Consider the following 23,143-nt stretch of genomic DNA (forward strand, 5'->3'; position numbering starts at 1 on the left):
GTATGATGACTTGAAATTTTCTAACATTGGCCAAAAATGCACATGGGCCCCGTTGTCATATTACCTTCTTGTAAATAAACTAAAAAATTATATTTTAGGGACGTTGTTCTAAGGATTTTTCTATGCGTTTTTTATCACTTTTATTCGTTATAGCGGTTTCTGGCTGTAGCTATACTCAGCCGAACTTAAAGCCAAAACAATGGCGTTATGCGACCGATCCGCATGGCAGCCAAGCAATTCTGAACGGCCCGCTTGTTAATGAAGAGCAAGTTGCTATTCAGTTTAAACGCGTGCCGCGAGTCGATAAACAAAACAACTCTTGGGTAGAGCTTATTTACGACTTGCCCACTAAACAGCTCCCCTCTCAATTCAACATTGCACTGACGTATAAAAGTGATAACGCTTTGATAGTTAAGTTATCGCAACAGGAGTATGGCGGCTCAGGTGATAAAAGCTATGCTCACTACCAAACTAAATTACCAGCATCAGATACTTGGCAAACAATCAACGTATCTCTGAATGATTTTGCCAGACCCAACTGGACACCTGCTTGGTCAAAAGACAAAGGGGTCATACTCAAGCATGTTTCCGCACTTTACTTTGTACCAGACTTGACAGACACAGAAGGTGGCGAAGCAAGCCTTGCAATAAAGAGTCTTCGAATTGAGTAATTTAGCCAATTAAATTGATGTGCATCTACATGTGGGGTATTCCACTTTACTAAACAATCGCTGCCAATTTAAGGTTAAAGCGAATAACGTAAACGCAATGATTTGAATATGATTTTTCAATAACGCAGAGTGTAGCCAGCTCATATAATTGTTAAATTATTAGCGCTGGCTAATCAGGGAGTAATTAAGCGTTAGATTACGCACCTAACGCAGTTAGCTTTTCTTTTAATTCTTCTTTATTGATTAGACCCATTTCGTGCTGCTTTTTGGTTTTACGAATTTCATCGAAATTGTCCAGTTTCAAACGTGCTTTAGCCAGCTTAGTATCAAACTCGTCTTGTGAGATAACATCAAGCTTTAGCGCTTTTTCTAGTTTCTCTTTTTCACCATCAAATTCTTTTTGGAAAACCGCTTTTTCCTGGATAACTATCTGATCTTTTAGTTGCTTCTCGATAGCGATAACTTCCGCTTCCAGATCGTCTTTACGCTTAATTAACGGATCGATACGCTCGATAGTGTCTTGCAATACAGCTTCAAGATTTGCACCATCGTTTTTGATTAGGTTTTCAATATATTTGCGGCCAATATCTTGGTATGCAATATTAAGTTGACCATCGATTGACGCGATATCTGATTTCAAACCTGCAAGCTTTGCATTGTCTTTCGTTGAAGACACAATATCACCGCTTAGTTTACTGGTAGATTCACCAATACTACTGCCAATAGATTGCGCTTGTGTTTTGAATTTATTTAATAGACTCATGGTTATTTTTCCTTAAATAGATTGAGATTTTCAATTTATGTAATATCTAATACGGCAGACAAACCGAAAAAATATATTTCAGATTAATTACGTAATAATTATCAAGCCCAGAGTATCTTGATTTAACTTTAAGACACTCGTTTCTTGCGCTTCGACATGATGCGTTTAGTGCCACTCCACGCCATCCAACAGCCGAATAACACAGCTCCCACGACCAAAGAGTAAATAGCAAAAGAGGCGACTTTAATAATAAAAATGACGAGCAAGGTGATAAATAGCACAACAAACAGCAAAAGTTTTGGTGATTTAGCTAGTTGCTTAGCAATAAAAGAAGGTAAAAACGCACTTAATATGCGCTCCAATCTTTGAGCATTCATAACACTATAATCCTTGTGTTTAAGTGAGATTATTTTGAGACGGGCAATAGATTATCAGCTTTATTTCTACCTGCCAAATTAATTATAGGTTAATTACCAAACTGAACAATCCCTTTTTCCAAACTAGTTACCAAATGAAACCAACCTGGAAAATAAAAATTAAAATTAAAATTTTACAACAACTTAAAGAAAGCCATCTATAAATTGTGGGGTTTAAATCCTTTTCATTTAATCAACAGCTAATAGAATTAAACCACCTTACCCATGATTCAGGTTCTGATAAAATAAATTTGAACGTTTGATTACTCTTTAATGTAATTTGGATCGCTTGAGTTGTAAGAGGAAGCAGTCCTGCGCCTTTGCCAAGGCACTGTTCAACCTTAATCACATCAGCGACATCAATTTGATATGGACCTAGCCCCAGCAAGGTATTGAAAGGAGTAAAATGCAGTGTATCTGCCGTCGCCCATAATCTTCCATCAGCACGAGCGACGCCACATTGAACAGTAGCCATTGAAGAAATCGTTGCCATATCCGTCATAAATAAGCCTCATATGAATTACCGATATCCATCACTATCTTAGTAAAGTGATGTCACGTCACCAGTGATAAATCTCATATTTTGACTATGACAATTATCACTGTTCTCACCATAGCGATTCTGTAATAATCAAAAATAAAAACTTTGCGCAGAAATGATGGACTCTCCTATCCGCCATACAACAGACTGGCGTTTTTCAACACTTGCTTCTTGGTTAGGTGTCACACTTGCATGTATGTATTACCGTAACTCTCAGCTCGCATTGGTCGGCCAGCTATTCATTAGCGGTGCCATTTTGACATTGCTGTTTTTTATCATTCACAACCCAAATAAGCGAGTCCATGCGGCAGCCTGTACCTACCTAGTATTGATAGCGCTACTTATGCAGGTATCAACAACTTCATTAGTTTTTATTCATTTGGTCATGTTTTCTGCAATTTTTAGTCCGCACTTTTCATTCCCTAAAGTTCTGTCTGCCGTGTTACTTGCTATGCTGGTATACGGATTTACACACTATACAAGGTGGGAGGGTAGCGTACCTTGGATCACCTTTGCTGTTTGGCTATTTTTTTGTGCAATGAACTGGTTTGTCAGCAGACGCATAGTTGAGAGCCTCAATATGCACTACCAATCTCGGCAAAATTACAAAGAGCTTAAAGCCGCGCAACACATGATGGGAGCCATGTCAGCAGCGCAAGAAAGACTCAATATTTCCCGAGAATTGCATGATTCACTAGGCCATAAACTCACAGCACTGAGTATTAATCTTGATTTCGCAAAAAGAACGGCAAGCGAAGATATGGAGCCAACCCTAGCGAGTTGCCATCAACTAAGCCAAACTTTGCTTGAGGAAGTAAGAAGTATCGTATCCACTCAGCGCCACAATAAAACACTCTTGAAACAAGCACTAGAAGCAATTTTCACGGCTACACCCAATTTGCGCTACACCTTAAAGCTAGACCGTGGATCAGAACAAATTTCGCAAGCGCATTCACTCTGCGTGATCCGTTTTTGTCAAGAAATGGTAAGCAATACGCTCAAACATACCAAAGCAAATCATATCAATTTTGAGGTCGTAATTGACACAGCAAACCATAATCTAAAAGCTAACGCCTTTCACAACCAAAGCGAGTCTAGCTTGCCAAAACAAGGCAATGGCTTATCTGGGCTACATGAGCGACTAGCACTACTTAACGGCTCATTCACACAAAAAATTGAAAATCAAAAGCTCATCAGCTCGATAACCATACCTGTACCCGAACTTAACCTTTTATCCGAGAATATTACATGATCAATTGCCTACTCGTGGAAGACCAAACCTTGGTGAGGTTAGGCCTAGCCAACTTGCTTAACCTTGACGAAAACATTTGTATAAAAGGGCAAGCTGAAGACGGTATACAGGCACTTGAGTTACTCGCTTCACAACAATTTGACATCATCTTACTGGATATGCGCATGCCTAATTTAGATGGACTAGGTGTACTTAATGCATTGCGCACTAACGCAATACCCACTCCAGTTTTGATTATCACTACCTTTGAAGATTGCGATGTATTGGTAAAGGCCATTAATCTTGGTGCACGGGGCTATGTACTTAAAAATATTGAACTAGAGGCATTAATCGACGCCATCCAACAAGTGATTGCAGGGAAAAAAGTGCTACAAAGCGCTTTGACGACTTACCTTCTAGATCAGCAATTAGCACCACAAGAAAAATTGACTGAAAAAGAACAAGCAGTGTTGCGCTGTTTATCTCTCGGCATGTCAAACAAAATCATCGCCAACACCTTACACAATTCCGAAGGCACCATTCGCAACCATGTCTCTCAAATACTCGCAAAACTTGAAGTTAAAGACAGAACCCAAGCGGTCATAAAGGCGATTAACCAGAGTTTGATTTAAATGAAGCTTAACCGTGACGATAGCTGGTTATTGAAAGTGAGCTCAATCCGATTAGCGCCAAAGCTGACGGCTAGGATGGCATTAACTATCCGAAGCTAAGGTTATTTATACAAAAAAGCATAAAATGTGATACGAACTAGGTCCGCATCACGAATCAATATTACATTTCCGTACAGGCAACTTTATCCGTAGGATAGCAAGTGCCGGTAACTAAACATTTTGGACCCATGCTGCACCACTCAGTTTGCTTCACGCCACCTGCTACTTGAGGAGTCGCTTGCGCATTGAGTTCGGTATTATTAGATAGAGATTTAAGTGGTTTTTTTTGTAATTTCAATTTCATTCTTTATTTTCCTTATTGATAATTTGTACCCTTTTTTAAAAGAGTACCCCAAAGTATCACCTTTAGAGATAAAGAACAATAATTCAGCAAATACTAAAATTGTAAATAATTCTTTCGCTCAGTTTTAACTAAGGGCTTAGCATGCAATCTTTACATATCGGATAATTTGTTGCGTGCAATGGACTGAGCTCAACCCAGTCCAATGCCTTTAAACTAGTATAGTGCTCGGTCTCTTTGCCCATACCCATAATAAGGAAAAGTATCCCAGCAAAATAGACCATTTTCTCCCACCGCACAGGTTGAATCTTCCATTAATTTCGTCACATTTTGAATCGAAGGAAGCGTTATCCCCTTTCCTTCATTACTCCCTAAGGGCCAGCAAGATAGACCGTTATCATCTACTGCACAAGCTTGGTAAGTGTATACTTTGAGTTGCGTCGGATTAACGAGTGGTTTGCTATATACATCATTAGCGCGATTCCAGCACACCGCTCTATCAAGTTCTAAAACACATGTTTCTATAGCACCAACTGAGACACTTTTTGTAGTTAATAAGTCACCAGGAACAAACAGTTCTTCATGAGTTCCCTCCTTGATACATTGCACAAAGCGAGAATTAATCTGCTGATAACCTCTAACCATGCAAATACGGTCCTCACTTAAATCCAGAGATAATATGTTATCAAAATACATACTAGGATAACTCCAATCAGCCCCAGAGTTGTCGCTGTCACACAAAAAGCCGCCTGTGTATAAAGCGCATACGCTAATACCTTCCCAACTAAGGTAAGATTTTCTTGCTGCGCTTCCATTACTAATAGAATCTAAATTTGTTGGACGCGCTTGCAGTCGAATTTTAGGGTCTTCTTGGCTCCATTCTTTTACCAACTCGAAACAATCCAACTTACCATTTTCAACGATACATAAGTTGTCATCTCTCAAAGAAATGTCATCAGGATAGTATTGTTTATCAAACAAAACCTGACCGTAAGAATTACTTGAACACTCTAAGCCACTTTCATCAGCATCATAATATAAACACCCATTGAGCCGTAGAACAGGTTTGAGTTGATGGATGAATAAGATATCCATGTTCGTAATGAGCTAATTTGCTCATCAAGTTGACTGTTTTTGTCCTAGCTATTGAATTTTCTTCATTCCTATACTGGAGAACATAATAATAACGACGAAAGGTTACTCAGCATGATTGCAGCAACTCAATCGCACAGAGTCAGTTCAACCAAAGGTATACCACCGCATACACTATCACTTCTGATTGCGACAGTATTATCAGGCCATAGCTATGCCGAAGCGGAGTCCACGCTAAGCACTCAGCAAAGCAAAAAAATTGAGCGGATCAGCGTTACCGCAACGCGGCAAACCGAAAACCTACAAGATGTCGCACTTGCGGTGACCGCGCTCTCCGCCTCAGAGCTTGAGAAGATGAACGTACAAGACCTCGGTGACTTGGCATCTCACGTTCCGAACCTTAACCTGCACTCAGGTGATGCTTCCAACGCCGTCATTTATATTCGCGGAATTGGCCAAATTGACTCTATCTCCTTTAATGACCCTGGCGTTGGTGTGTATCTCGACGACGTATATCTTGGGCGCGTTCAAGGTGCCTTTTTAGATGTTGTCGACCCGGAACAAATCGAAGTATTACGCGGTCCACAAGGCACCCTTTACGGTCGCAACACCATAGGTGGCGCGGTGCGTTTCAGTAGTGCCAAACCTTCGCAAGATAACGAAGGGTATGTCAGCGTGGCACTTGGAAATTATAATGCTCGGACGATAAAAGCTAGCGTCAACGGCGCATTGATTGAAGACACGCTCTCTGGACGTTTTGCGATTGCCAAAAGTAGTCGAGATGGTTTTAGTGAGAATCGCTATAACAATAGTGACGACCACGACAAAGACACCTTAGCGTGGCGCGGCAGTTTACTTTATCAACCAAGTGAGAATTTTTCGGCCTATTTAGTCGTCGACGGCTCGAACGCATCCCCCTCAAGCTCACGCACCCCACATAGAGAAACGCCTATCTATTCGGTGGTAAAAGAAGGCTACTACGCGCCCGAGGAAGACCCTTTTCTCGTTGACGTTAACTACAACGATTTAGAAGAACTCGATACCTCGGGAGCGAGCTTAACGCTTGAATATCTCACGGGCCACTCGGTATTTAAATCCATCACTGCTCGACGCGAAATGGAATACCGCACGCACTTAGACTTAGATGCCACCCCCGATGCATCATTTGGTATTTTTAATTTCGAAGATCAACAGCAGATAAGCCAAGAATTTCAATGGTTATACAAAGACGACCAGTTCTCCTTGGTATCTGGGCTCTATTACTTTAATGAGGACGATCTGAGTTTTGGCGGCTCCGTTGCTCCGGACTTTTTCGTTATGGTGGCACCAGATGTTTACCTGCCTTGGCCTGTGATTAACGCAGGAGAACGCGATCAAGAAAATACCAGCTCAGCCCTCTACGCTAACCTCTCTTGGTCTTTGACTGAAAAGCTCGACATCACGCTTGGCGCACGCTACACCATTGAGAAAAAAGAAGTCACGTCCAAAGGCGAGGAGTTTTTTGGCACCGGTGTAACAACGGCTGAGGAAATGGAAGCGGTATTCGGCACAGGCATTGGCTATAGCCCTACAGGCTACAGCGCATCCAAGGAGTGGAAAGAGTTTACCCCAAAAGTGGTGTTCGATTACACCATATCTGACGACAGCATGGTTTACCTGAGCGCCGGAAAAGGGTTTAAAAGTGGCGGTTTTAACGGCCGGATCACCTCATTTGCACAACCTTTTGAACCAGAAACCTTGTGGAGCTATGAAATTGGCTCTAAGTCCTTATTGAATAAGCAGAATATTCGCTTAAATACCGCGGCTTTTTTCAATGACTATAAGAACTTTCAGCTCAGCCGCTTTTCTATCGACCCCGACACCGGCGCGTTTTTATCACTGTTTGAAAATGCAGGTAAAGCCACCATTTATGGCGCAGAAATGGAGCTCGAAGCCGTGGCTTCCGATAACCTCACTGTGAACCTCAACTTGGGCTATTTAGGGGGCGGTTATGATGAGCTCATCGGCGACTTTGGGAAAGAAGTCAGCGATGAAAGGGAGCTGGTTAATTCACCCAAATGGAATGGCCGTGCAGGCTTTGAATACTTCTTTAGCGCTTTTACGCAAGGCGAATTTTCGCTACGTGGTAGTGCCGCCTATCGCAGTAAAACCTATCTCACCGTGAGCAGCTCTGAGGTACTCGCACAGTCAGGCTACACCCTCTTTGATATGTCACTACACTACCGCTCCGCGGACGATACTTGGGAAGCCAGTTTATACGGTAAAAACTTAGGCGATAAACGCTATCGTCAACACGGCTTCGATCTTAGCGCAGCACCTGGGGTTCAACTTGGTTATTACGGCGCGCCTAGAACGTACGGTATCAACCTTAAATATAAGTTTTAATTATGAAATTAGACAAACAAACACAAGCACTGTTAGACGACCTCGCGGCTCAAGCTGGCGACATTCATGACATAGAAATCTCCATTGAGACCTCTCGACAAGGCGCAAGAGCGATGTTTTTAGGACTCGCGGGAGAGATTGACGCACAAGTAAGTAGCCAAGACCTACACATTGAACACAATGGTATTCACGTGAGCGTTCGCTGTTACCGCCCAGCGCAGCCTTTGGCAAGCCCCAGTCCCGCGGTGGTGTTTGTCCACGGCGGCGGCTGGTCTTTAGGAGATGTCGACTGCTATGACGGACTGGTAAAAGACTTATGCCAGCAATCCGGTGTCGTTTTTTTCAGTGTCGAATACAGCCTCGCGCCTGAGCATAAATTTCCATGCGCCCTGCAGCAAGTGCTCGCCGTAGTAGATTGGCTGCAAGAAAACCACCAGCGGTTGGAGCTAGACCCCACTAAGATTTCACTGATGGGCGACAGTGCAGGTGGTAACTTAGCGCTTGTTGCAGCGCATAACTTACATCAACAACAGCCAAACACCCTAAGTAACTTATACCTAGTTTACCCTGTGGTTGACTCTTTTTCTCCCCATGAAACCTACCCGTCGCGCATGCAGTATGGCGATGGAAACTTGTTGCTAACCAGAGAGGCAATTAAAGACACCTGCAACTGGTATCTCGCACCCGAGCAAAGCGCGGCGGACGTCAATGTCTCGCCATTATTTATTGAAGACATGACGCACCTTCCTGCCACTAGTGTGCTGCTTGCCGGCTGCGACCCACTTTACGACGAAGGAATACTGCTCGCCAAAAAACTAAAGCAAGCGGGTGTGCTTAATACCCTAACCTGCTTTGAAAATACCATACATGCGTTTTTCTCCTTTGCCGTGCTCGACGTCTGCAAGCTCGCGCGCAGTAATATCGCCAATCAGTTAAAACATGACTTAACCTAGGATAAAAATATGAAAAACACAAAAACAGCGTTGCGTACTCACACTTATGGATTGCTCGTTTTTATCTCACTTGCAGCTAGTGGTGTAGCGCACGCTTCAGCGACACTTGAAGCCACCTATACCACAGGTATTAACAATGGCTGGCAGAAGGTTGAAAGGTGGCGAGATAGCTCAGGGCATATCGGCAATGAAAGCTTTCCTGCCGACGGCCGTGGCGATCAATCAGGTCAGCGTGCTACTTTCTTTGCATCTAGCCAACCAAGCTCTGCGCAGTTTCTGCTTTATCATGCGCCGGGTTGGGATAGTAACAGCCGCCAAACACCGGTGTTGCTGATCCACGGTGCCAATCAAGATGCTGATTTGGCTTGGGCAAATCCAAACGAGGCCGGTAGTTACGGCTGTGGTCGACAAAACTGCCCTTCGCAAGGCTTAATGCAAGCGCTTGCCAATGATGATTACAAGGTTTTTGCCTTAAATCTGGCGCATAAAAATGGCGATGGCTTTATCTGGGCGGAGCAGATAGCCAATGCCATCGCTCAGGTTAAAAATAAGACGGGGGCAACGCAAGTCGATTTAGTCACTTGGTCAAAAAGCGCGTTTAATGCCCGCATGTATATTTCTTCTTTGACCAATGCTTGGAGCACTAAATTCAACAGTGACGTACGCAAACTGGTGATGCTCGGTGCCCCCAACAACGGCATTGATTGGTCATTTCGTCACGGCGTTAATCATACCTATGGTGCTTATTCGCAATGTGGCGGCAGCATAAATGGGCCTACTGCGCATGATCAAATATTATGTTTTGGCCTGTGGTATTCGAGTTCCGAGTGGGTTTACGACTCGCCTTACTTTCCCGGCTCCGCGCAGATGTTAAAAGCACTAGATGATAAATATGCACTGCCCACCACAGAGCAAGATTGGTACACCACTTACTACGGTGGCTTAGGGTTTGTGAGCAAAGGCCGAGGTATCGCAACGTTTACAGTCAACTCACTGGTAGACCAAGTTCGTAACGCTGGCACCGACAGTAGCGTTCAAGTTTATAATCTTTGTGGCGATCAGGCCGATATGGCATTTATTCACAATGAACATACCGGCCCTTCCGATGGCGTTGTATTTATCAGTAGCTGCATCGACAGCACAGGAATAAGTAACTTGGCGGGCTCGGCGGTTGTGGCCACCAACCACCTAGAGCTTGGCTGGGAACCCAGTGCAATCAACCAAATCAAAAATTGGTTAAGTGCACCCTAGCAGCCCCCTCGGCGGATGGTGACAAAATACTGCACTAAAGTTGCAACGCAAAACTATTGCTATCTTGAGTTGATGTTGATTAACTGAATTGTTGAGAGTGACAGGATGAGCTTACGTATTTATGTCAAACACCGCCATTGCACCTTGCTACGTGCAATTGATGCAGCACACACTCACCGCAGCAAAACTGGAATTTGCTGCGGTCGCGCAGTATTTGGCTATCAATAAAGCTATTGACGCCCTAGATGCCATTGAGTTTATGCGCGTGATGGAACACTGTGCTGTCGAGCTCAATGACGAAAGCCTAAACCTCAACCGCAAAAAGCTTCTGCCTGGCACTAACGAATTTGTATTCAATAGTCTGCGCCATTGCCGCACCATTACTCAGCTCTTACAGGAGCTTGCCCGTGGCTATAACTTTATCCACGCGGGGACCTACAATTTCTGCGAGGTGTCACACTCTCAAGTGAGTTACATAATTGATGATGCAGCCTTTGACTACGCCACAGCCGCTGACGCACAATTTTCTCGCTGTATGTTAGATAGCATGCTGATATTGATCCATGGCCTCGTAAAATATGTGTGCGCCGAAACCACCCGAGTTCAACTGACACAAGTGCAGACCAAAAGTGACTCAAGCTCGCTGCTAAACTCGGTTATCACCCACATTCCCATTAAACCCTTAAGTAATCGCTACTTACTCACCTATCAATACCAAGAAACGAATCAATCATTGGATTTGGCGAAGCTAGAGCACCTAACACTCAGTACCATTTATCATTCGCTCGCAAACACACTCCATCACCAGCAATCGATCAACGACCACGCTAACTTGCTCGATAAAGTCTATAGTGAGCTTAACGCGGGAACACTGTGCCAAGAACAAATGGCTGACAAGCTCAATATCAGTCCCGCAACATTAAGACGAAGGCTCGCTGAGTATCAAACCAGTTTTAGGCAACTCAAAAATAACGTACAGAACAAGCAGGCCAAACTGCGACTAACTCAAGGCAGTAGTTTGTATGAAGTGGCGCACACACTGCAGTTTTCAGATGAGCGTAGCTTTATCCGTGCGTTTAAGTCGTGGAACGGCATAACGCCTATGCAATTTCTGCAGAGTTTGAGTTCAAAATCCTAACTATTAAATTTTGTTTAGAGCTGCTAATACAACTCATGTAAAAGTTGACGTTAAACAAAACAAAGCACAACAAAAGTGATATTGTGCAACAAGCAAACAGAGTAAAAATGTAATACGTGGAAGGGATATGGAAACACTTCAACTTGCAGGAACGCTACTCGGCGGTTTGGGAATATTTTTAGTTGCGATAAGCATGATGACAGACGGCCTAAAACTAGCGGCCGGCTCGTCGCTGCGCCGAGTGCTTGGAGTGTGGACCAAAACCCCTCAGCGCGGTATTGCTGCTGGTTTTTGCATGACAGCCTTAGTGCAGTCGTCCAGCGCGGTTACCGTGGCCTCTTTGGGCTTTGTAAATGCAGGCCTTATTACCATGCATCAGGCGCTTGGTATTGTCTATGGCGCTAATGTTGGCACCACCATCACTGGCTGGTTGGTAGCCGCGGTTGGATTTAAATTTAATATCCAAGCTATCGCACTCCCCTTGATAGGCATTGGTGCCTTAATGAAGTTGCTACTTCCTCGCTCGCGACTGGCATCGGCAGGCATGGCCTTGGTTGGTTTTGGGCTATTTTTTATCGGTATTGATATTCTCAAAGGCGCATTTGAGCATATTGTCGTTGCTTTTGATCTAAGCCAATTTAACGCAGAGGGAATAAGCGGCATGTTGACCTTTTTGCTGGTGGGCATGGTGATGACAACCCTTACTCAATCCTCCAGTGCTTCCATCACCTTGACCATTACCGCCGCTGCTAGTGGCATGATTGGGTTATATGCCGCAGGCGCGATGGTCATCGGTGCAAACGTCGGCACCACGTCAACATCTATGCTGGCATCCATTGGCGCAACAGCTAATGCCAAACGCGTCGCGGCGGCTCAGGTCATATTTAATGTGTTCACCGCGATGGTCGCTTTTGCGGTGTTACCTGTGTTGTTTTATCTCATCAACTATTTTACCGCGCTTTTCGGCGTCACCGCCGATCCCGCGTTGTCATTGGCACTTTTTCATACTTTGTTTAATATTTTGGGCGTGCTACTCATCTTTCCACTCAATGACAGGCTCGCGGGCTTTTTAATGAAACGCTTTTGCAGTGCCGAGGAGACGGCTTCGAGGCCACGCTTTTTAGATAATACCATCGCCCAAACGCCAGAGCTTGCAATCAATGCGTTATTGCTTGAGTCCAAACTCGTTGCAGATAAGGTGTTGGCCCAATTTGATAAATGCCTACTCCCGACCGATAAGCTCGCGGTTGAACAGGCACTTCATGCGATCCAGTCTCTGTGTCAGCAAATTAGCCTTTTTATTGTGTCGGTAGAGCAATCAGCATTATCATCACAGACCACCTCACTACTCGCTAAACTCATGCGTATTGAGCAGTATTTGTTTACTTGTAGCCACTGTGTAGAACAATTAACGGAACACGCTCCATATAAGCAACTCGCAGAGCATCATGACTTGCATGCACAATTGAATGAATACCAAGCCCAGCTTAGCCACTTCATGAAAACCAGCTTACATGGGCAAAGCGTAACACCTGCAGAGCTGTTGCAGGCGCAAGAGACATTGCAACGTTTACATGACGATGTGAAAGACGACTTAATTCTAGCAGGTACTCACGCATCACTGGCGATAGATAAGATGGTAAGCAATATCAATACTCTGGCGGAGATGTGGCAACTTTCACAGCAGTGGCATAAAGCGATGTTGCTGATCCACGCCATTGAAGCACAACTCTCTCCATCGCAAGCAGATTAAGTGTGAATCGATGTAAGCAGATCACGTTTTTTTAATCAGCACACATTCCTATTTTGACGACTTGATGATAAAACGTAATAAATAACTATAAAATAGGGACTAAGTTTTGAGAAAAAAAATTACAAATATTGCGACACTATGTATGCTCACCACCTTTGCTGGTAAATCGATAGCATTAGAAAAAGATCCATACTTATGGCTTGAAGAGATTGAAGGCAAACAAGCGCTAGAGTGGGTAACGGCACAAAACGATAGCTCACTAAAACAACTCAAAAGCCACAGCCAATATAATCATATCTTTCAAAATACATTAGATATTATCAATGATCGGTCTCGTATTCCGTACGCAACTGAACGTGCAGGTTATTACTATAATTTCTGGAGAGATGCGGAGCATGTAAGAGGCATATACCGCAGAACAACTCTTGAAGAGTATAAAAAAGCGGATCCTAAGTGGGAAACCATTCTCGACTTAGATGCGCTAGCAAAAGCTGAAGACGAAAACTGGGTTTATGGCGGAATGAACTGTCACTATCCAAAGTATGAACGCTGTTTGGTATACTTATCCCGCGGTGGTGCTGATGCAAAAGTCGTGAGAGAGTTCGACATTCCAAGCAAATCTTTTGTAAAAAATGGGTTTTATTTACCTGAAGCAAAAACCTCAGTATCTTGGTTCAACGAGAATTCAATATTTGTTGCAACAGATTTTGGAGAAGGCTCATTAACTGACTCAGGTTATGCTGGAACGGTTAAAGTGTGGCAACGCGGTACGCTGCTGGACGACGCTAAAACGGTCTATCAGGCAAATAAAAGTTCTATCAGTGCCGGAGGCTTTACGGTATACGATCAAGGCAACACAAATCACTTTCTATACGATTCTACAAGCTTTTATACTCGCGACGTCTATAAACTCGAAGGTGATAAGCAGATAAAAATTCCAGTGCCTAGCGATGCAAGCCTCCTCGGATTAAACAATGGCATGCTCTTTATCCAGCTAAAATCTGCTTGGAAGCACTTTTCACAAGCAGAAGTAATATATGCCAACATTAACGATTTGGGTTCTAAAAATATCCAGTTTACAAGCTTAATCAAGCCAACAGCAAATCGTTCAATAGAAAATTTGAGTTTTACCAAATCAGCCATACTAGTTACCGTGTTAGATGATGTAAAGAATAAGGTTTTCCGCTATATGCCTAAAGCTAATGGGCAGTGGAAAATAGACCCAGTGAACTTTCCTGATACCGGTTCATTATCCGTTTTTGATACTGATCCCAATAGAGACGACTTTTTTGTCACCTACACGGACTTTTTATCACCGACCAGTCTTTACTTAGTCGATGGTAAATCACTTGGAACAACCAGACTCAAAGGTAATAAATCACATTTCGACGCAGATAAGTTTGTTACCCAGCAAAAATTTGCGACATCAAAAGACGGTACAAAAGTGCCTTACTTTATTGTTCATAAGAAAGATATCAAGTTAGATGGTAGCAATCCTACTTTATTATATGCCTATGGTGGCTTTGAAGTTTCTATGCAGCCGTACTACTCGGCATCAACTGGTAAAAACTGGTTAGAACAAGGCGGTGTTTATGTGCTTGCGAATATTCGTGGCGGCGGTGAGTATGGACCAAGCTGGCACCAAGCAGCACTAAAAGAAAATCGCCACAAGGCGTATGAAGACTTTGAAGCCGTAGCAGAGCAGCTGATAGCAGATAAAGTAACCAAACCTCAACATTTAGGTATTAAAGGTGGTAGTAACGGCGGATTGCTAGTGGGCGCCGCTTTCACTCGCAGGCCTGAACTTTACAACGCCGTTATTTGCCAAGTGCCATTACTCGATATGAAGCGTTTTAATAAGCTACTTGCTGGCGCAAGTTGGATGGGCGAATATGGTAATCCAGATGTTCCTGAAGAGTGGGAATACATTAAAACGTACTCGCCTTACCATAACCTAAGTAAAGACAAACAATATCCGAAAGTATTTTTCACAACCTCAACCCGAGATGACCGCGTTCACCCAGGCCATGCACGTAAAATGGTTGCTAAAATGAAAGATATGGGATTTGAAGTTCTGTATTTTGAGAATACCGAAGGTGGCCATGCAGGCGCTGCAAATAATGAACAGCGAGCGATGGTAAATAGCCTTGAGTTTGTTTACCTCATGGACAGACTCAAATAGCTTTAAATTTTACTATCTAGTACGTTAAAAGCGCTCAAGCTCATATTGAGCGCTTTTCTCATTTCACCTACTCGGCAAAACTAAGCTCATGAGATTCAAGCGAGAATTGCTCACCGGTATCCAGCGAAATTTCAATATAAAATACATGGTTCTGTTTGTAAGTAGGTTCACTGTTCAGTGCAAACTGGATAAATTCGCTCGCATTTTTATCTTCCATATCTAAAAACTCGGATATTGAAAAGTAGTCATTTTCACCATTATCCAGCCTACGATAATCAACCTGATTAGAGTAATCGGAACCGATATACACGATGTCGAACACCTCATTTAAGCTTGAACCTGCAGGTAACTCGTCACTAAACGCAGCGCTAGAGGTAATATTTATATCCGTGATTTTTTCATTGGTATACGGGGGAACAGGTGAGCAGGCATAAGCGGTGCTAATTAAAGAAAACTTAAAACTCGGTGCACTTAACTGCGCTACAGACTGCGTGTCAGCTTTAAGCTGAAATACGAGCGTTTGATACGAAATAGGTTCAACGCCATCATATTCAGTGTTCACCCACTCATCTACCTGATCAGCGCTAAACTCACCGAGGTTAAAGCTGGTTATATCAAACCTTGAGTTACCAACACCACCACATTGACCATCATCAGGACCACTACCGTCGCTATTACACCCCACTAACCCTACTGCTAATGCTGCGCTTGCAAATATCAATTTTGCTTTCATTCTGGCTCCGTTTCCAGCAAGATAAAGTCTCTATTTTGAGTCCAAGACAGGATAAAAATAAAGTCGGTCAGCCACTTTATTTGTTATTAAATGTTCTCGTAACAACGATTCAGCCTGAAGAGTCGCTTTTCTTCAATATTTTAGTAGGCAGAAAATATAGTATAACCACCTGATAAAGCATCCAATGTAGGGATAACAGAATGCACAATAACGCGCGGTTTCATTATATTGATAATATGCGAGGCTTGGCACTATTGCTTGGTGTTGTTTTTCATGCGGCCTTAGCATACGGCCCTTATTTTCATAACCTTTGGATCAGTGTCGATCCAGACAAAAATGTCTTTTTTAACTACCTCGCCATGTGGACGCACCTATTCAGGATGCCACTATTTTTTATCATCGCCGGCTTTTGTGCCGCCCTGCTTATTCAAAAACGTGGTGGTAAAGCTTATATTCAAAACAGGTTAAAACGACTACTCATTCCCTTTATTATTTTCCTACCGCTCACCTTACTGGTGTTATTACATGCGATGCATTGGGGCAGCAGTGTTGCCAGCACCCCACCACCGTTATTTGGTGTTATGCAGCAGATAAAAGAGCCACAGGTGACAAGCATGCATTTATGGTTCTTATGGTATTTAAGCCAGTTCTGTGTGTTATTTTGGCTGTTACACAAGTTTCCAAAGTTTTATCAACACACTCTCGCTATCGTTGTTAAACCAGTCTTTTTATGCGTTATATTGCCGGTTATCATCACGGCATCTATGTCCAATTTGATGGTGCCATTTCCAGCTCCTGATAAACTGCAACCTCATTGGTGGGCTTACGGGTTTTATGGCTCTTTATTTTTGTTGGGAGCAGGACTATTTCATCATCATGAAGTGGTAACTCGCTACTCAAAACAATTCAATTGGTTATTAATTACTGCTTGCACTTCATTGGTTGCATACTTTTACTTTTTGCCGCCATCACCGTCGCTTGAAAAAGTCATCATCGCGGTCAAAACAGGCGACGCAACGCCTGAAAAAATCAATTTGATCAGCGTTGTAGTTCAAACCATCGCCATTCTCAGTTGGACTGCTGTCGCTTATTTAGCTGGGTTCAAATGGTTAAATCAATTTAACAAACAAAGTCGCTATATTTCAGACGCATCCTATTGGATTTATCTCATCCATATTCCGCTCCTTGTGTATATTCAACTTCCTCTTACGAACCTTGAAGTACCTGTCTTCATCAAGTTTATTATTGCTCTATCTCTGACGGTGACGATAGGCATTATTAGCTACCATTATATGGTTAGAAATACGGTGATTGGTATCTTATTAAACGGCCGAAAAGCCAAGCAAAAAAATGTAAAAGCAGGCATGTTGACGGAGTGAACTTTAGTAGAGGAAGTCGGCGTGCGAAAGTTACTTTCGCAAAAGCCAGAGCAAACCTCTGGCTTTTAAACAGCCTAACCGTAGCTGCGTGCAGCTTGATATGCGGCGCGAGCTTGCACTTTTTCAAGATAAGCCTTGATATTGACATGCGCTGTGAGCAAACCGACTTTATCTGCGATTTCTAGCATCACCGTCATCATAATATCGGCGGCGGTAAAGTCGTTGCCTGCGAAATAGCTTTGCTTGGCGAGTGTGGTATCTATATAAGAAAAGTCGACATTGACTTCTTTAGCAATGTAACCATCCATTGGTTTATCGCCTGTACGCTGCTCCATCTTCATCATCAAAGATGCGATCACCGGCAGTGCCAATGATCCCTCAGCAAAGTGCAACCATTCTTGATATCGATAGTACTCAGGAGTCCCCGCACTTGGTCGCAAACTACTGTCTTCTGCCTTATCTAGCAGATACTCCATGATGGCTCCAGACTCACATAAGACTAGGCTGTCATCGACCAACACGGGGGCTTTTCCAAGCGGATGCACCTGTTTTAGGCTTTCGGGTGCAAGACGCGTTTCAGAGTTTCGCTCGTGCTCCACAAGGTCATAAGGCATGTCGAGTTCATGTAAAAGCCAAAGTACTCTTGTCGAGCGTGATTCGTTTAAGTGGTGAACAGTTAACATCTAATTTTTCCTGATAAATCTAATTATACGAGTTCGTCTGGACCTAAGCGCACGACAAGTTTGCCGAAGTTTTTACCTTCCAATAAGCCAATAAATGCCTCCACTGTGTTATCCATCCCCTCGACTAAGTGCTCTTTGTACTTAATCTTGCCCGCGTTTAACCATGGCAGCATCGCTTCACTGAACTCGTTGTATCTATGTCCATAGTCGTCGAATACAATAAAGCCTTGCATTTTCACTCGCTTAATCAGCAGTGTCGCCATCAGCATCGACATACGATCAGGCCCCGATGGCAACTCAGTGGCATTATATTGAGAGATCAACCCACAAAGTGGAACCCGAGCACTTGAGTTAAGCAATGGCATAACTGCATCGAACACCTTGCCACCCACATTTTCAAAATAGACGTCAATTCCCGATGGGCATGCCTGCGCTAACTGCTCAGCGAGGTCATCCTTGCGGTGATCAAGACAGGCATCAAAACCAAGTGTCTCGGTAGCGTAACTGCATTTTTCGGCGCCACCAGCAATGCCTATTACTCTACAGCCTTGCAGTTTTGCTATTTGTCCAACAAGGCTGCCTACAGCACCGGTTGCTGCGGCAACGACTACCGTTTCTCCAGCTTTTGGCTGGCCGATATCCATCAGTCCCATGTAAGCGGTAAGGCCTGGCATCCCTAACACGCCCAAGCTATATGATGGGTTAGGTAGATTGTTGTCTAACTTAAGTAAGCCAGTGCCATCCGAGACGCTATAGTCTTGCCAGCCACTCATCGCGAGTACCCAGTCACCTTTGGTAAATTTAGGGTTATTTGACGCTTCAACTCGGCATACTGTGCCACCCACCATCGCTTCACCAATAGCAACCGGCTCAGCATAAGATTTTGCATCGCTCATACGGCCACGCATGTATGGATCTAACGACAAAAAGACGGTACGAAGGAGCACCTCGCCCTCTTTTGGCGTTGGGATCTGTGCTTCTTCATAATTGAAATTTTCTTGCGTTGGTGCACCATGTGGGCGTGACGCCAAGGTAATGCGACGATTCGTTTGTGCGTTTTGAGCTTGGTTTATTGCGTTACTCATGATTTATTCCTTTTAATAAGCAGGTTACAGCTGGTTTAGGTACGTCAGCATTTTCTCAGCGACAAGTTCAGAGCTTGCTGGATTCTGCCCTGTAAAAATTAAGCCATCTCTAACAGCAAACACATTCCAATCATCGACTTTCTGGAAATCAGCACCTCGTTTAACCAGCTCATCTTCTAATAAAAATGGCACAACATCAGTCAGCCCAACTGCCGCCTCTTCACTATTCGTAAAACCAGACACCACTTTACCTTTTACCAGATACTCACCCGACGTGGTTTTTACATCCATTAGCACCGCCGGAGCGTGGCACACCGCACCAACTGGTTTATCTGCAGCTAAAAAGGCGCTTATCAATTGGATTGAATTGGTATCTGTTGCTAAATCCCATAGAGGTCCGTGACCGCCAGGATAGAACACAGCGTCAAAATCTGCCGCGCTCACCTTAGCTAGTGGCACCGTATTTGCCACCCTCTCCTGCGTTTTTTGATCATCAAAATAGCGTTTAGTACTGTCGGTTTGGAAATCAGGCTGTTCACTTTTTGGGTCAATTGGCGGCTGACCACCTTTTGGTGAAGCAAGCGTTACTTCTACCCCTGCATCCACAAAGGCATAGTAAGGTGCGGCAAACTCTTCAATCCAAAACCCTGTTTTCTCACCTGTATTGCCTAGTTCTGCATGTGACGTTAGCACCATTAAAATTTTCTTTGCTGTCATCAAAGTTACCTCTCATTCTTTCTTAAAACTTCAGGCTATTTAACCTGCGGATAAATATAAAAGTATGAACTTAAGACAAGTTAAACAATGCAGACAAAAGCTAACTCTTTGTTCAAACAATTGATACAATCAATTCATCTCAGCCTGTGGAGTAATGCGTGGATATTTCGTTTGAGCAACTTAAAAGCATGGTCGTTTTTGCCCAAGTTATTGAGCAAGGCACCTTAAGCGGCGCCGCTAAGCATTTAAACTTGTCTCGTGCAGTGGTGAGTTATCATGTCAAAAAACTGGAGTCACAGTTAGGCATAAAATTGCTCAATCGCTCGACCCGCACCATTTCACTTACAGAGGCAGGCCGCGAATATTATCAGCGCTGCCGTGTGATTGCAGAGCAAGCCTTTGCTGCAAACCAGCAAATTGAGAATTTAAAGAAAGAACCAATCGGTCTAATAAAGCTTACCTGCCCTGTGAATGTTGGCCTGCAAACCATAGTGCCTGCACTCAATGAATTTAGAGCTATGTATCCAAAAATTCAGCTCGATATCATGCTTACAGATGAAGTCGTCAATATCATCAAAGAAGGGATTGATCTGGCCATTCGAGGCGCCCCACTTCCCGATTCAGGTTTGCAAGCCAGTAAACTTTCAGTGCTAAAAACCTGTCTGTGCGCATCGCCCGACTATTTGCAAAAGTACGGCGTCCCCAAACACCCTACCGATCTCTACCAGCATCAATGGGTGATTTACAAGCTGACATCGGGGGCACTCACATTGAGTAAAGGGGCTAGAGCTTATAGCATCACGATGAAAGGCGATATAAGCACCAACAATGCCGCCGCTCGCACCGCTTTTGTTGAGGGAGGTCACGGTCTTGGACGAATTCCAACTTACGATGCATTACCAAAAATACAGGCCGGTACTTTAGTGCCTGTATTAGAAGATTACACGCTGCCAGACATACATGTTTATGGCGTTTTCCCAAAAGGCAATGCCAACTCTAAAAAAGTGCGACTACTGCTCGATTTTCTAAAAGGGTATTTTCAGCGCCAATTGGTTGAAGCGTAAGCCTCAACCAATTGTGTATTTAACCTAGTAACTTTCAGCTGGTGGATGAGATACTAATGTTGAGTGACCACAAAAGGATTAATAGGAATATGCGAGGAGGCTTCCATGAAATATTTAGCACTTATAGCAACGATCGGCATAAATAATTTAGCGGCTGCACAAGGCGAAGTAGCAGCAGAGTGGCAACTGGGACAATACGCTGTATCCATTGGTGAAAAATGTATTATTACCGTTTCAACCCCCGCTTCAAAATAGATAATAGCAAACGGTTTTAATAACGATAAAGCCTGTAAAGTCGCCTATCTAGCCCAAACCAACATTCCCAACGCTTACGTGATAGGTGGTGGACATATTCTTATCGTCGAACAGCAAACTATCCAACAAAAGAGCTGCTGGCGTGTATCAAAAGCACTTTATTTACCAACCGATGGTCAAGCCGCATTGAGCACCACTCAAATAGAAAGCGGCAACTGCGACGGCCATATAGAGCCAAACGGAGCGATGTATTTAATTTCAGCTCTGCAAAACCCAATTTAAAAGACCTGCAGCGTTTAAGGTTTAGTAGACGCTTTAAGCGTCGCTCTAACCGACGAGACAAGCCGACGACTGACGGGAACACTTGCTCCATTGGTTAATTTCAAGTTGCTTTGATTATTATCACTTTCTAATGACACCACTTCATTTAGATTAGTTAAATAAGAACGATGTGTTTTTACAAAAATAGAGGGCAAAGTAAGTTCGAGTTGTTTTAGTGAGCCTGTAAACAGCTTCTGCGTGGTATCTTTCATGTGCAGCTCAACGTAGTCCCCTGCGGCTTTACAAAACGCAATATCCGTGAGCACAACATAGTCAGTTTTGCCTGCAATACTGACTTCCAGCTTAGAAGGAGACTGAAGTTGTTTGTTCTGCGCGAGTTTGAACTCAAGCTTGGCAATATGAGCTTGATCACTACTCAACTGTACTTGCTGAGCACGATACTCTTTAGCTTGACGAATGAAAAGGTAGACTAGCAAGACGGCAATGATCACAAAGTGAGTAATTTCGTGGAAGCTTGATGCAACAAATAGCACGGTTGCAGCCACCAATAACTGCACCACAAACCAAACCGCTAAATTATTGTTTTTGGCGCGTCGCCAACAATAGCCTAGCTGAACTAAGCTAACGAGTAATGGCACAAAGACTCCGGCAGTGGTTTTAGCATCAAAGCCTGGTGCAAAAATAATAACAATAAGCGTGACAATAGTACCAATATAAATCCAGTGAAGCGCGTGCTTTTTTGCAACTTTTAAGGAGCTATATACAAGCAACAAAGTGCCAAATAAAAACGACAACGCCGTCACAGTCAACAGTCGAATATCATGCCACACATAGCCATAGTCAACTAATCCTCGCGATATTTCAGCACTGAGCTGCATTGTCGCAAGCAGGCACAGTGCGGAAAATATCCGAACGCTTGTATTGCCATAACGACCAAAGCTCAGACTTATAAAGTACAATGCGCCCAACAAAAAGGCACCAACCAGAATCAGGCCCAAACCACTAAATGATTGAATATACTGCTTAGGATCGCCAAATTGCCCTAGCCCAATAAAATGAATTGGGTATCCTAATGAAATAAGGCTATGCTGTGCAGACAGACCAAACACCAGTTGATTGCTTTTCTTTATAAGTGAGTCTGGCAAATAAAATACGCTGTCCATTTTGCCTATTTGCTCAGTTTTATCTACGGCAGGAAAACCGCTGCTCCCCACCTTACTACCATTTAAAAAGACTTCGCTTGATGTTTTAGCAAATAAATACAACCCTACGGGCCTTGGTATTGAGGCTAATTTCGCTCGCTCAAATTCGATTAACACCCAAACAGCCTGATTTTGCGGGTCAATCTCAGATAACTTAGCTCGGTGACATTGCGGCTCAGTAAACTGTGGAATTTCTTTTGCCGAGACTGACCATGGGCAAACCGTCACGGCTTGCTCATAAGAAAATGGCAACAAAGGTTGACTGGTATAAGCCTTACCTAGAGCGCCCGAGCAACACACAGCCATCACTAAATAAAGTACAAGATTAATATTCACACTCTACCGCTTTTCCTTTTACCGTTCGTCGGCTTTTTACTACCGCTGAGCCTACAAGC

Annotated in this window: 23 protein-coding genes; 13 read left to right on the forward strand and 10 right to left on the reverse strand. The window is 43.5% G+C overall.

Annotated elements, in window-relative coordinates:
* The first annotated feature begins 122 nt into the window (after positions 1 to 122).
* Entirely contained in the window at positions 123 to 671 is a 549-nt protein-coding gene (locus MHN32_RS13000; RefSeq protein ID WP_010607273.1) for a carbohydrate binding domain-containing protein, read from the forward strand.
* Positions 672 to 867: 196 nt separating this feature from the next.
* Here MHN32_RS13000 and MHN32_RS13005 read toward each other — a convergent pair whose 3' ends face one another.
* From MHN32_RS13005 to MHN32_RS13015, 3 genes are all read right to left on the reverse strand, one after another.
* Positions 868 to 1,434 (reverse strand): hypothetical protein, encoded by a 567-nt coding sequence (locus tag MHN32_RS13005; protein ID WP_017217868.1) that lies wholly within the window; start codon positions 1,432 to 1,434, stop codon positions 868 to 870.
* A gap of 128 nt (positions 1,435 to 1,562) precedes the next feature.
* Complete coding sequence (locus MHN32_RS13010; protein WP_010370628.1) at positions 1,563 to 1,811, reverse strand: hypothetical protein; 249 nt, start codon at positions 1,809 to 1,811, stop codon at positions 1,563 to 1,565.
* Positions 1,812 to 2,043: 232 nt separating this feature from the next.
* Positions 2,044 to 2,352 carry a hypothetical protein gene (locus tag MHN32_RS13015; RefSeq protein ID WP_010607275.1) on the reverse strand — a complete coding sequence of 103 codons (309 nt, stop codon included), beginning with the start codon at positions 2,350 to 2,352 and terminating at the stop codon, positions 2,044 to 2,046.
* 154 nt (positions 2,353 to 2,506) lie between these two features.
* Here MHN32_RS13015 and MHN32_RS13020 point away from each other — a divergent pair, with 154 nt between their 5' ends.
* Complete coding sequence (locus MHN32_RS13020) at positions 2,507 to 3,643, forward strand: histidine kinase (protein WP_239421931.1); 1,137 nt, start codon at positions 2,507 to 2,509, stop codon at positions 3,641 to 3,643.
* Entirely contained in the window at positions 3,640 to 4,254 is a 615-nt protein-coding gene (locus MHN32_RS13025; protein ID WP_010607277.1) for a response regulator transcription factor, read from the forward strand. Before MHN32_RS13020 ends, MHN32_RS13025 begins: the two co-directional genes overlap by 4 nt.
* 160 nt (positions 4,255 to 4,414) lie before the next feature.
* Here the strand turns inward: MHN32_RS13025 and MHN32_RS13030 are convergent, their stop codons facing one another.
* Together MHN32_RS13030 and MHN32_RS13035 are read right to left on the reverse strand one after the other, a co-directional pair.
* Positions 4,415 to 4,597, reverse strand: coding sequence for a hypothetical protein (locus MHN32_RS13030; RefSeq protein ID WP_010607278.1), 183 nt, complete (start codon positions 4,595 to 4,597; stop codon positions 4,415 to 4,417).
* Positions 4,598 to 4,810: 213 nt separating this feature from the next.
* On the reverse strand, positions 4,811 to 5,689 hold the full coding sequence (locus tag MHN32_RS13035) for a hypothetical protein (protein ID WP_239421933.1): 879 nt from the start codon (positions 5,687 to 5,689) through the stop codon (positions 4,811 to 4,813).
* Between the two features lie 111 nt (positions 5,690 to 5,800).
* Between MHN32_RS13035 and MHN32_RS13040 the strand changes: the two genes are divergently transcribed.
* The 6 genes from MHN32_RS13040 (at position 5,801) to MHN32_RS13065 (ending at position 15,348) form a co-directional block, all read left to right on the forward strand.
* Positions 5,801 to 8,071: a TonB-dependent receptor gene (locus MHN32_RS13040; protein ID WP_239421935.1), complete on the forward strand. Its 2,271-nt coding sequence runs from the start codon at positions 5,801 to 5,803 to the stop codon at positions 8,069 to 8,071.
* Between the two features lie 2 nt (positions 8,072 to 8,073).
* Positions 8,074 to 9,024: an alpha/beta hydrolase gene (locus tag MHN32_RS13045; RefSeq protein WP_239421937.1), complete on the forward strand. Its 951-nt coding sequence runs from the start codon at positions 8,074 to 8,076 to the stop codon at positions 9,022 to 9,024.
* A gap of 9 nt (positions 9,025 to 9,033) precedes the next feature.
* On the forward strand, positions 9,034 to 10,275 hold the full coding sequence (locus MHN32_RS13050) for a lipase (RefSeq protein ID WP_239421939.1): 1,242 nt from the start codon (positions 9,034 to 9,036) through the stop codon (positions 10,273 to 10,275).
* A gap of 121 nt (positions 10,276 to 10,396) precedes the next feature.
* Positions 10,397 to 11,413 (forward strand): helix-turn-helix transcriptional regulator, encoded by a 1,017-nt coding sequence (locus MHN32_RS13055; RefSeq protein WP_239421941.1) that lies wholly within the window; start codon positions 10,397 to 10,399, stop codon positions 11,411 to 11,413.
* A gap of 127 nt (positions 11,414 to 11,540) precedes the next feature.
* The gene (locus MHN32_RS13060) at positions 11,541 to 13,166 is read left to right on the forward strand and encodes a Na/Pi symporter (RefSeq protein WP_239421943.1); all 1,626 of its coding nucleotides are present in this window, start codon (positions 11,541 to 11,543) and stop codon (positions 13,164 to 13,166) included.
* A 142-nt stretch (positions 13,167 to 13,308) separates the two neighbouring features.
* Complete coding sequence (locus MHN32_RS13065) at positions 13,309 to 15,348, forward strand: prolyl oligopeptidase family serine peptidase (RefSeq protein ID WP_237116860.1); 2,040 nt, start codon at positions 13,309 to 13,311, stop codon at positions 15,346 to 15,348.
* 67 nt (positions 15,349 to 15,415) lie between these two features.
* On the opposite strand, the gene MHN32_RS13070 is transcribed toward MHN32_RS13065, so the two are convergent.
* On the reverse strand, positions 15,416 to 16,081 hold the full coding sequence (locus tag MHN32_RS13070; protein ID WP_239421945.1) for a hypothetical protein: 666 nt from the start codon (positions 16,079 to 16,081) through the stop codon (positions 15,416 to 15,418).
* Between the two features lie 200 nt (positions 16,082 to 16,281).
* Here MHN32_RS13070 and MHN32_RS13075 point away from each other — a divergent pair, with 200 nt between their 5' ends.
* On the forward strand, positions 16,282 to 17,460 hold the full coding sequence (locus tag MHN32_RS13075; RefSeq protein WP_239421947.1) for an acyltransferase family protein: 1,179 nt from the start codon (positions 16,282 to 16,284) through the stop codon (positions 17,458 to 17,460).
* A gap of 74 nt (positions 17,461 to 17,534) precedes the next feature.
* Here MHN32_RS13075 and MHN32_RS13080 read toward each other — a convergent pair whose 3' ends face one another.
* From MHN32_RS13080 to MHN32_RS13090, 3 genes are read right to left on the reverse strand one after another with little or no spacing between them, the layout of a single operon-like run.
* Positions 17,535 to 18,143 (reverse strand): glutathione S-transferase family protein, encoded by a 609-nt coding sequence (locus tag MHN32_RS13080; protein WP_239421949.1) that lies wholly within the window; start codon positions 18,141 to 18,143, stop codon positions 17,535 to 17,537.
* 23 nt (positions 18,144 to 18,166) lie between these two features.
* Positions 18,167 to 19,228, reverse strand: a complete 1,062-nt coding sequence (locus MHN32_RS13085) for an NADP-dependent oxidoreductase (RefSeq protein ID WP_206471322.1) — start codon at positions 19,226 to 19,228, stop codon at positions 18,167 to 18,169.
* Between the two features lie 24 nt (positions 19,229 to 19,252).
* A complete protein-coding gene (locus tag MHN32_RS13090; protein WP_235368625.1) occupies positions 19,253 to 19,945 on the reverse strand; it encodes a type 1 glutamine amidotransferase domain-containing protein in 693 nt (230 codons plus the stop codon).
* 158 nt (positions 19,946 to 20,103) lie between these two features.
* Here MHN32_RS13090 and MHN32_RS13095 point away from each other — a divergent pair, with 158 nt between their 5' ends.
* From MHN32_RS13095 to MHN32_RS13105, 3 genes are all read left to right on the forward strand, one after another.
* Positions 20,104 to 21,009 (forward strand): LysR family transcriptional regulator, encoded by a 906-nt coding sequence (locus MHN32_RS13095; protein ID WP_237116809.1) that lies wholly within the window; start codon positions 20,104 to 20,106, stop codon positions 21,007 to 21,009.
* A gap of 105 nt (positions 21,010 to 21,114) precedes the next feature.
* Entirely contained in the window at positions 21,115 to 21,264 is a 150-nt protein-coding gene (locus tag MHN32_RS13100; protein WP_239421951.1) for a hypothetical protein, read from the forward strand.
* A 78-nt stretch (positions 21,265 to 21,342) separates the two neighbouring features.
* Positions 21,343 to 21,546: a hypothetical protein gene (locus MHN32_RS13105; protein WP_239421952.1), complete on the forward strand. Its 204-nt coding sequence runs from the start codon at positions 21,343 to 21,345 to the stop codon at positions 21,544 to 21,546.
* 14 nt (positions 21,547 to 21,560) lie between these two features.
* On the opposite strand, the gene MHN32_RS13110 is transcribed toward MHN32_RS13105, so the two are convergent.
* Positions 21,561 to 23,084: a LytTR family DNA-binding domain-containing protein gene (locus tag MHN32_RS13110; RefSeq protein ID WP_239421953.1), complete on the reverse strand. Its 1,524-nt coding sequence runs from the start codon at positions 23,082 to 23,084 to the stop codon at positions 21,561 to 21,563.
* Between the last annotated feature and the right edge of the window lie 59 nt (positions 23,085 to 23,143).

It is taken from the genome of Pseudoalteromonas sp. Of11M-6 (assembly GCF_022347905.1).
Taxonomy (GTDB): Bacteria; Pseudomonadota; Gammaproteobacteria; order Enterobacterales; family Alteromonadaceae; genus Pseudoalteromonas.

Coding starts and splice junctions, on each gene's coding strand:
- MHN32_RS13025 (WP_010607277.1), top strand. CDS start 3,640: ATGATCAATTGCCTACTCGTGGAAGACCAAACCTTGGTGAGGTTAGGC.
- MHN32_RS13045 (WP_239421937.1), top strand. CDS start 8,074: ATGAAATTAGACAAACAAACACAAGCACTGTTAGACGACCTCGCGGCT.
- MHN32_RS13000 (WP_010607273.1), top strand. CDS start 123: ATGCGTTTTTTATCACTTTTATTCGTTATAGCGGTTTCTGGCTGTAGC.
- MHN32_RS13070 (WP_239421945.1), bottom strand. CDS start 16,081: ATGAAAGCAAAATTGATATTTGCAAGCGCAGCATTAGCAGTAGGGTTA.
- MHN32_RS13010 (WP_010370628.1), bottom strand. CDS start 1,811: ATGAATGCTCAAAGATTGGAGCGCATATTAAGTGCGTTTTTACCTTCT.
- MHN32_RS13080 (WP_239421949.1), bottom strand. CDS start 18,143: ATGTTAACTGTTCACCACTTAAACGAATCACGCTCGACAAGAGTACTT.
- MHN32_RS13035 (WP_239421933.1), bottom strand. CDS start 5,689: ATGGATATCTTATTCATCCATCAACTCAAACCTGTTCTACGGCTCAAT.
- MHN32_RS13075 (WP_239421947.1), top strand. CDS start 16,282: ATGCACAATAACGCGCGGTTTCATTATATTGATAATATGCGAGGCTTG.
- MHN32_RS13090 (WP_235368625.1), bottom strand. CDS start 19,945: ATGACAGCAAAGAAAATTTTAATGGTGCTAACGTCACATGCAGAACTA.
- MHN32_RS13040 (WP_239421935.1), top strand. CDS start 5,801: ATGATTGCAGCAACTCAATCGCACAGAGTCAGTTCAACCAAAGGTATA.
- MHN32_RS13100 (WP_239421951.1), top strand. CDS start 21,115: ATGAAATATTTAGCACTTATAGCAACGATCGGCATAAATAATTTAGCG.
- MHN32_RS13055 (WP_239421941.1), top strand. CDS start 10,397: ATGTCAAACACCGCCATTGCACCTTGCTACGTGCAATTGATGCAGCAC.
- MHN32_RS13060 (WP_239421943.1), top strand. CDS start 11,541: ATGGAAACACTTCAACTTGCAGGAACGCTACTCGGCGGTTTGGGAATA.
- MHN32_RS13085 (WP_206471322.1), bottom strand. CDS start 19,228: ATGAGTAACGCAATAAACCAAGCTCAAAACGCACAAACGAATCGTCGC.
- MHN32_RS13050 (WP_239421939.1), top strand. CDS start 9,034: ATGAAAAACACAAAAACAGCGTTGCGTACTCACACTTATGGATTGCTC.
- MHN32_RS13015 (WP_010607275.1), bottom strand. CDS start 2,352: ATGACGGATATGGCAACGATTTCTTCAATGGCTACTGTTCAATGTGGC.
- MHN32_RS13005 (WP_017217868.1), bottom strand. CDS start 1,434: ATGAGTCTATTAAATAAATTCAAAACACAAGCGCAATCTATTGGCAGT.
- MHN32_RS13020 (WP_239421931.1), top strand. CDS start 2,507: ATGATGGACTCTCCTATCCGCCATACAACAGACTGGCGTTTTTCAACA.
- MHN32_RS13030 (WP_010607278.1), bottom strand. CDS start 4,597: ATGAAATTGAAATTACAAAAAAAACCACTTAAATCTCTATCTAATAAT.
- MHN32_RS13065 (WP_237116860.1), top strand. CDS start 13,309: ATGCTCACCACCTTTGCTGGTAAATCGATAGCATTAGAAAAAGATCCA.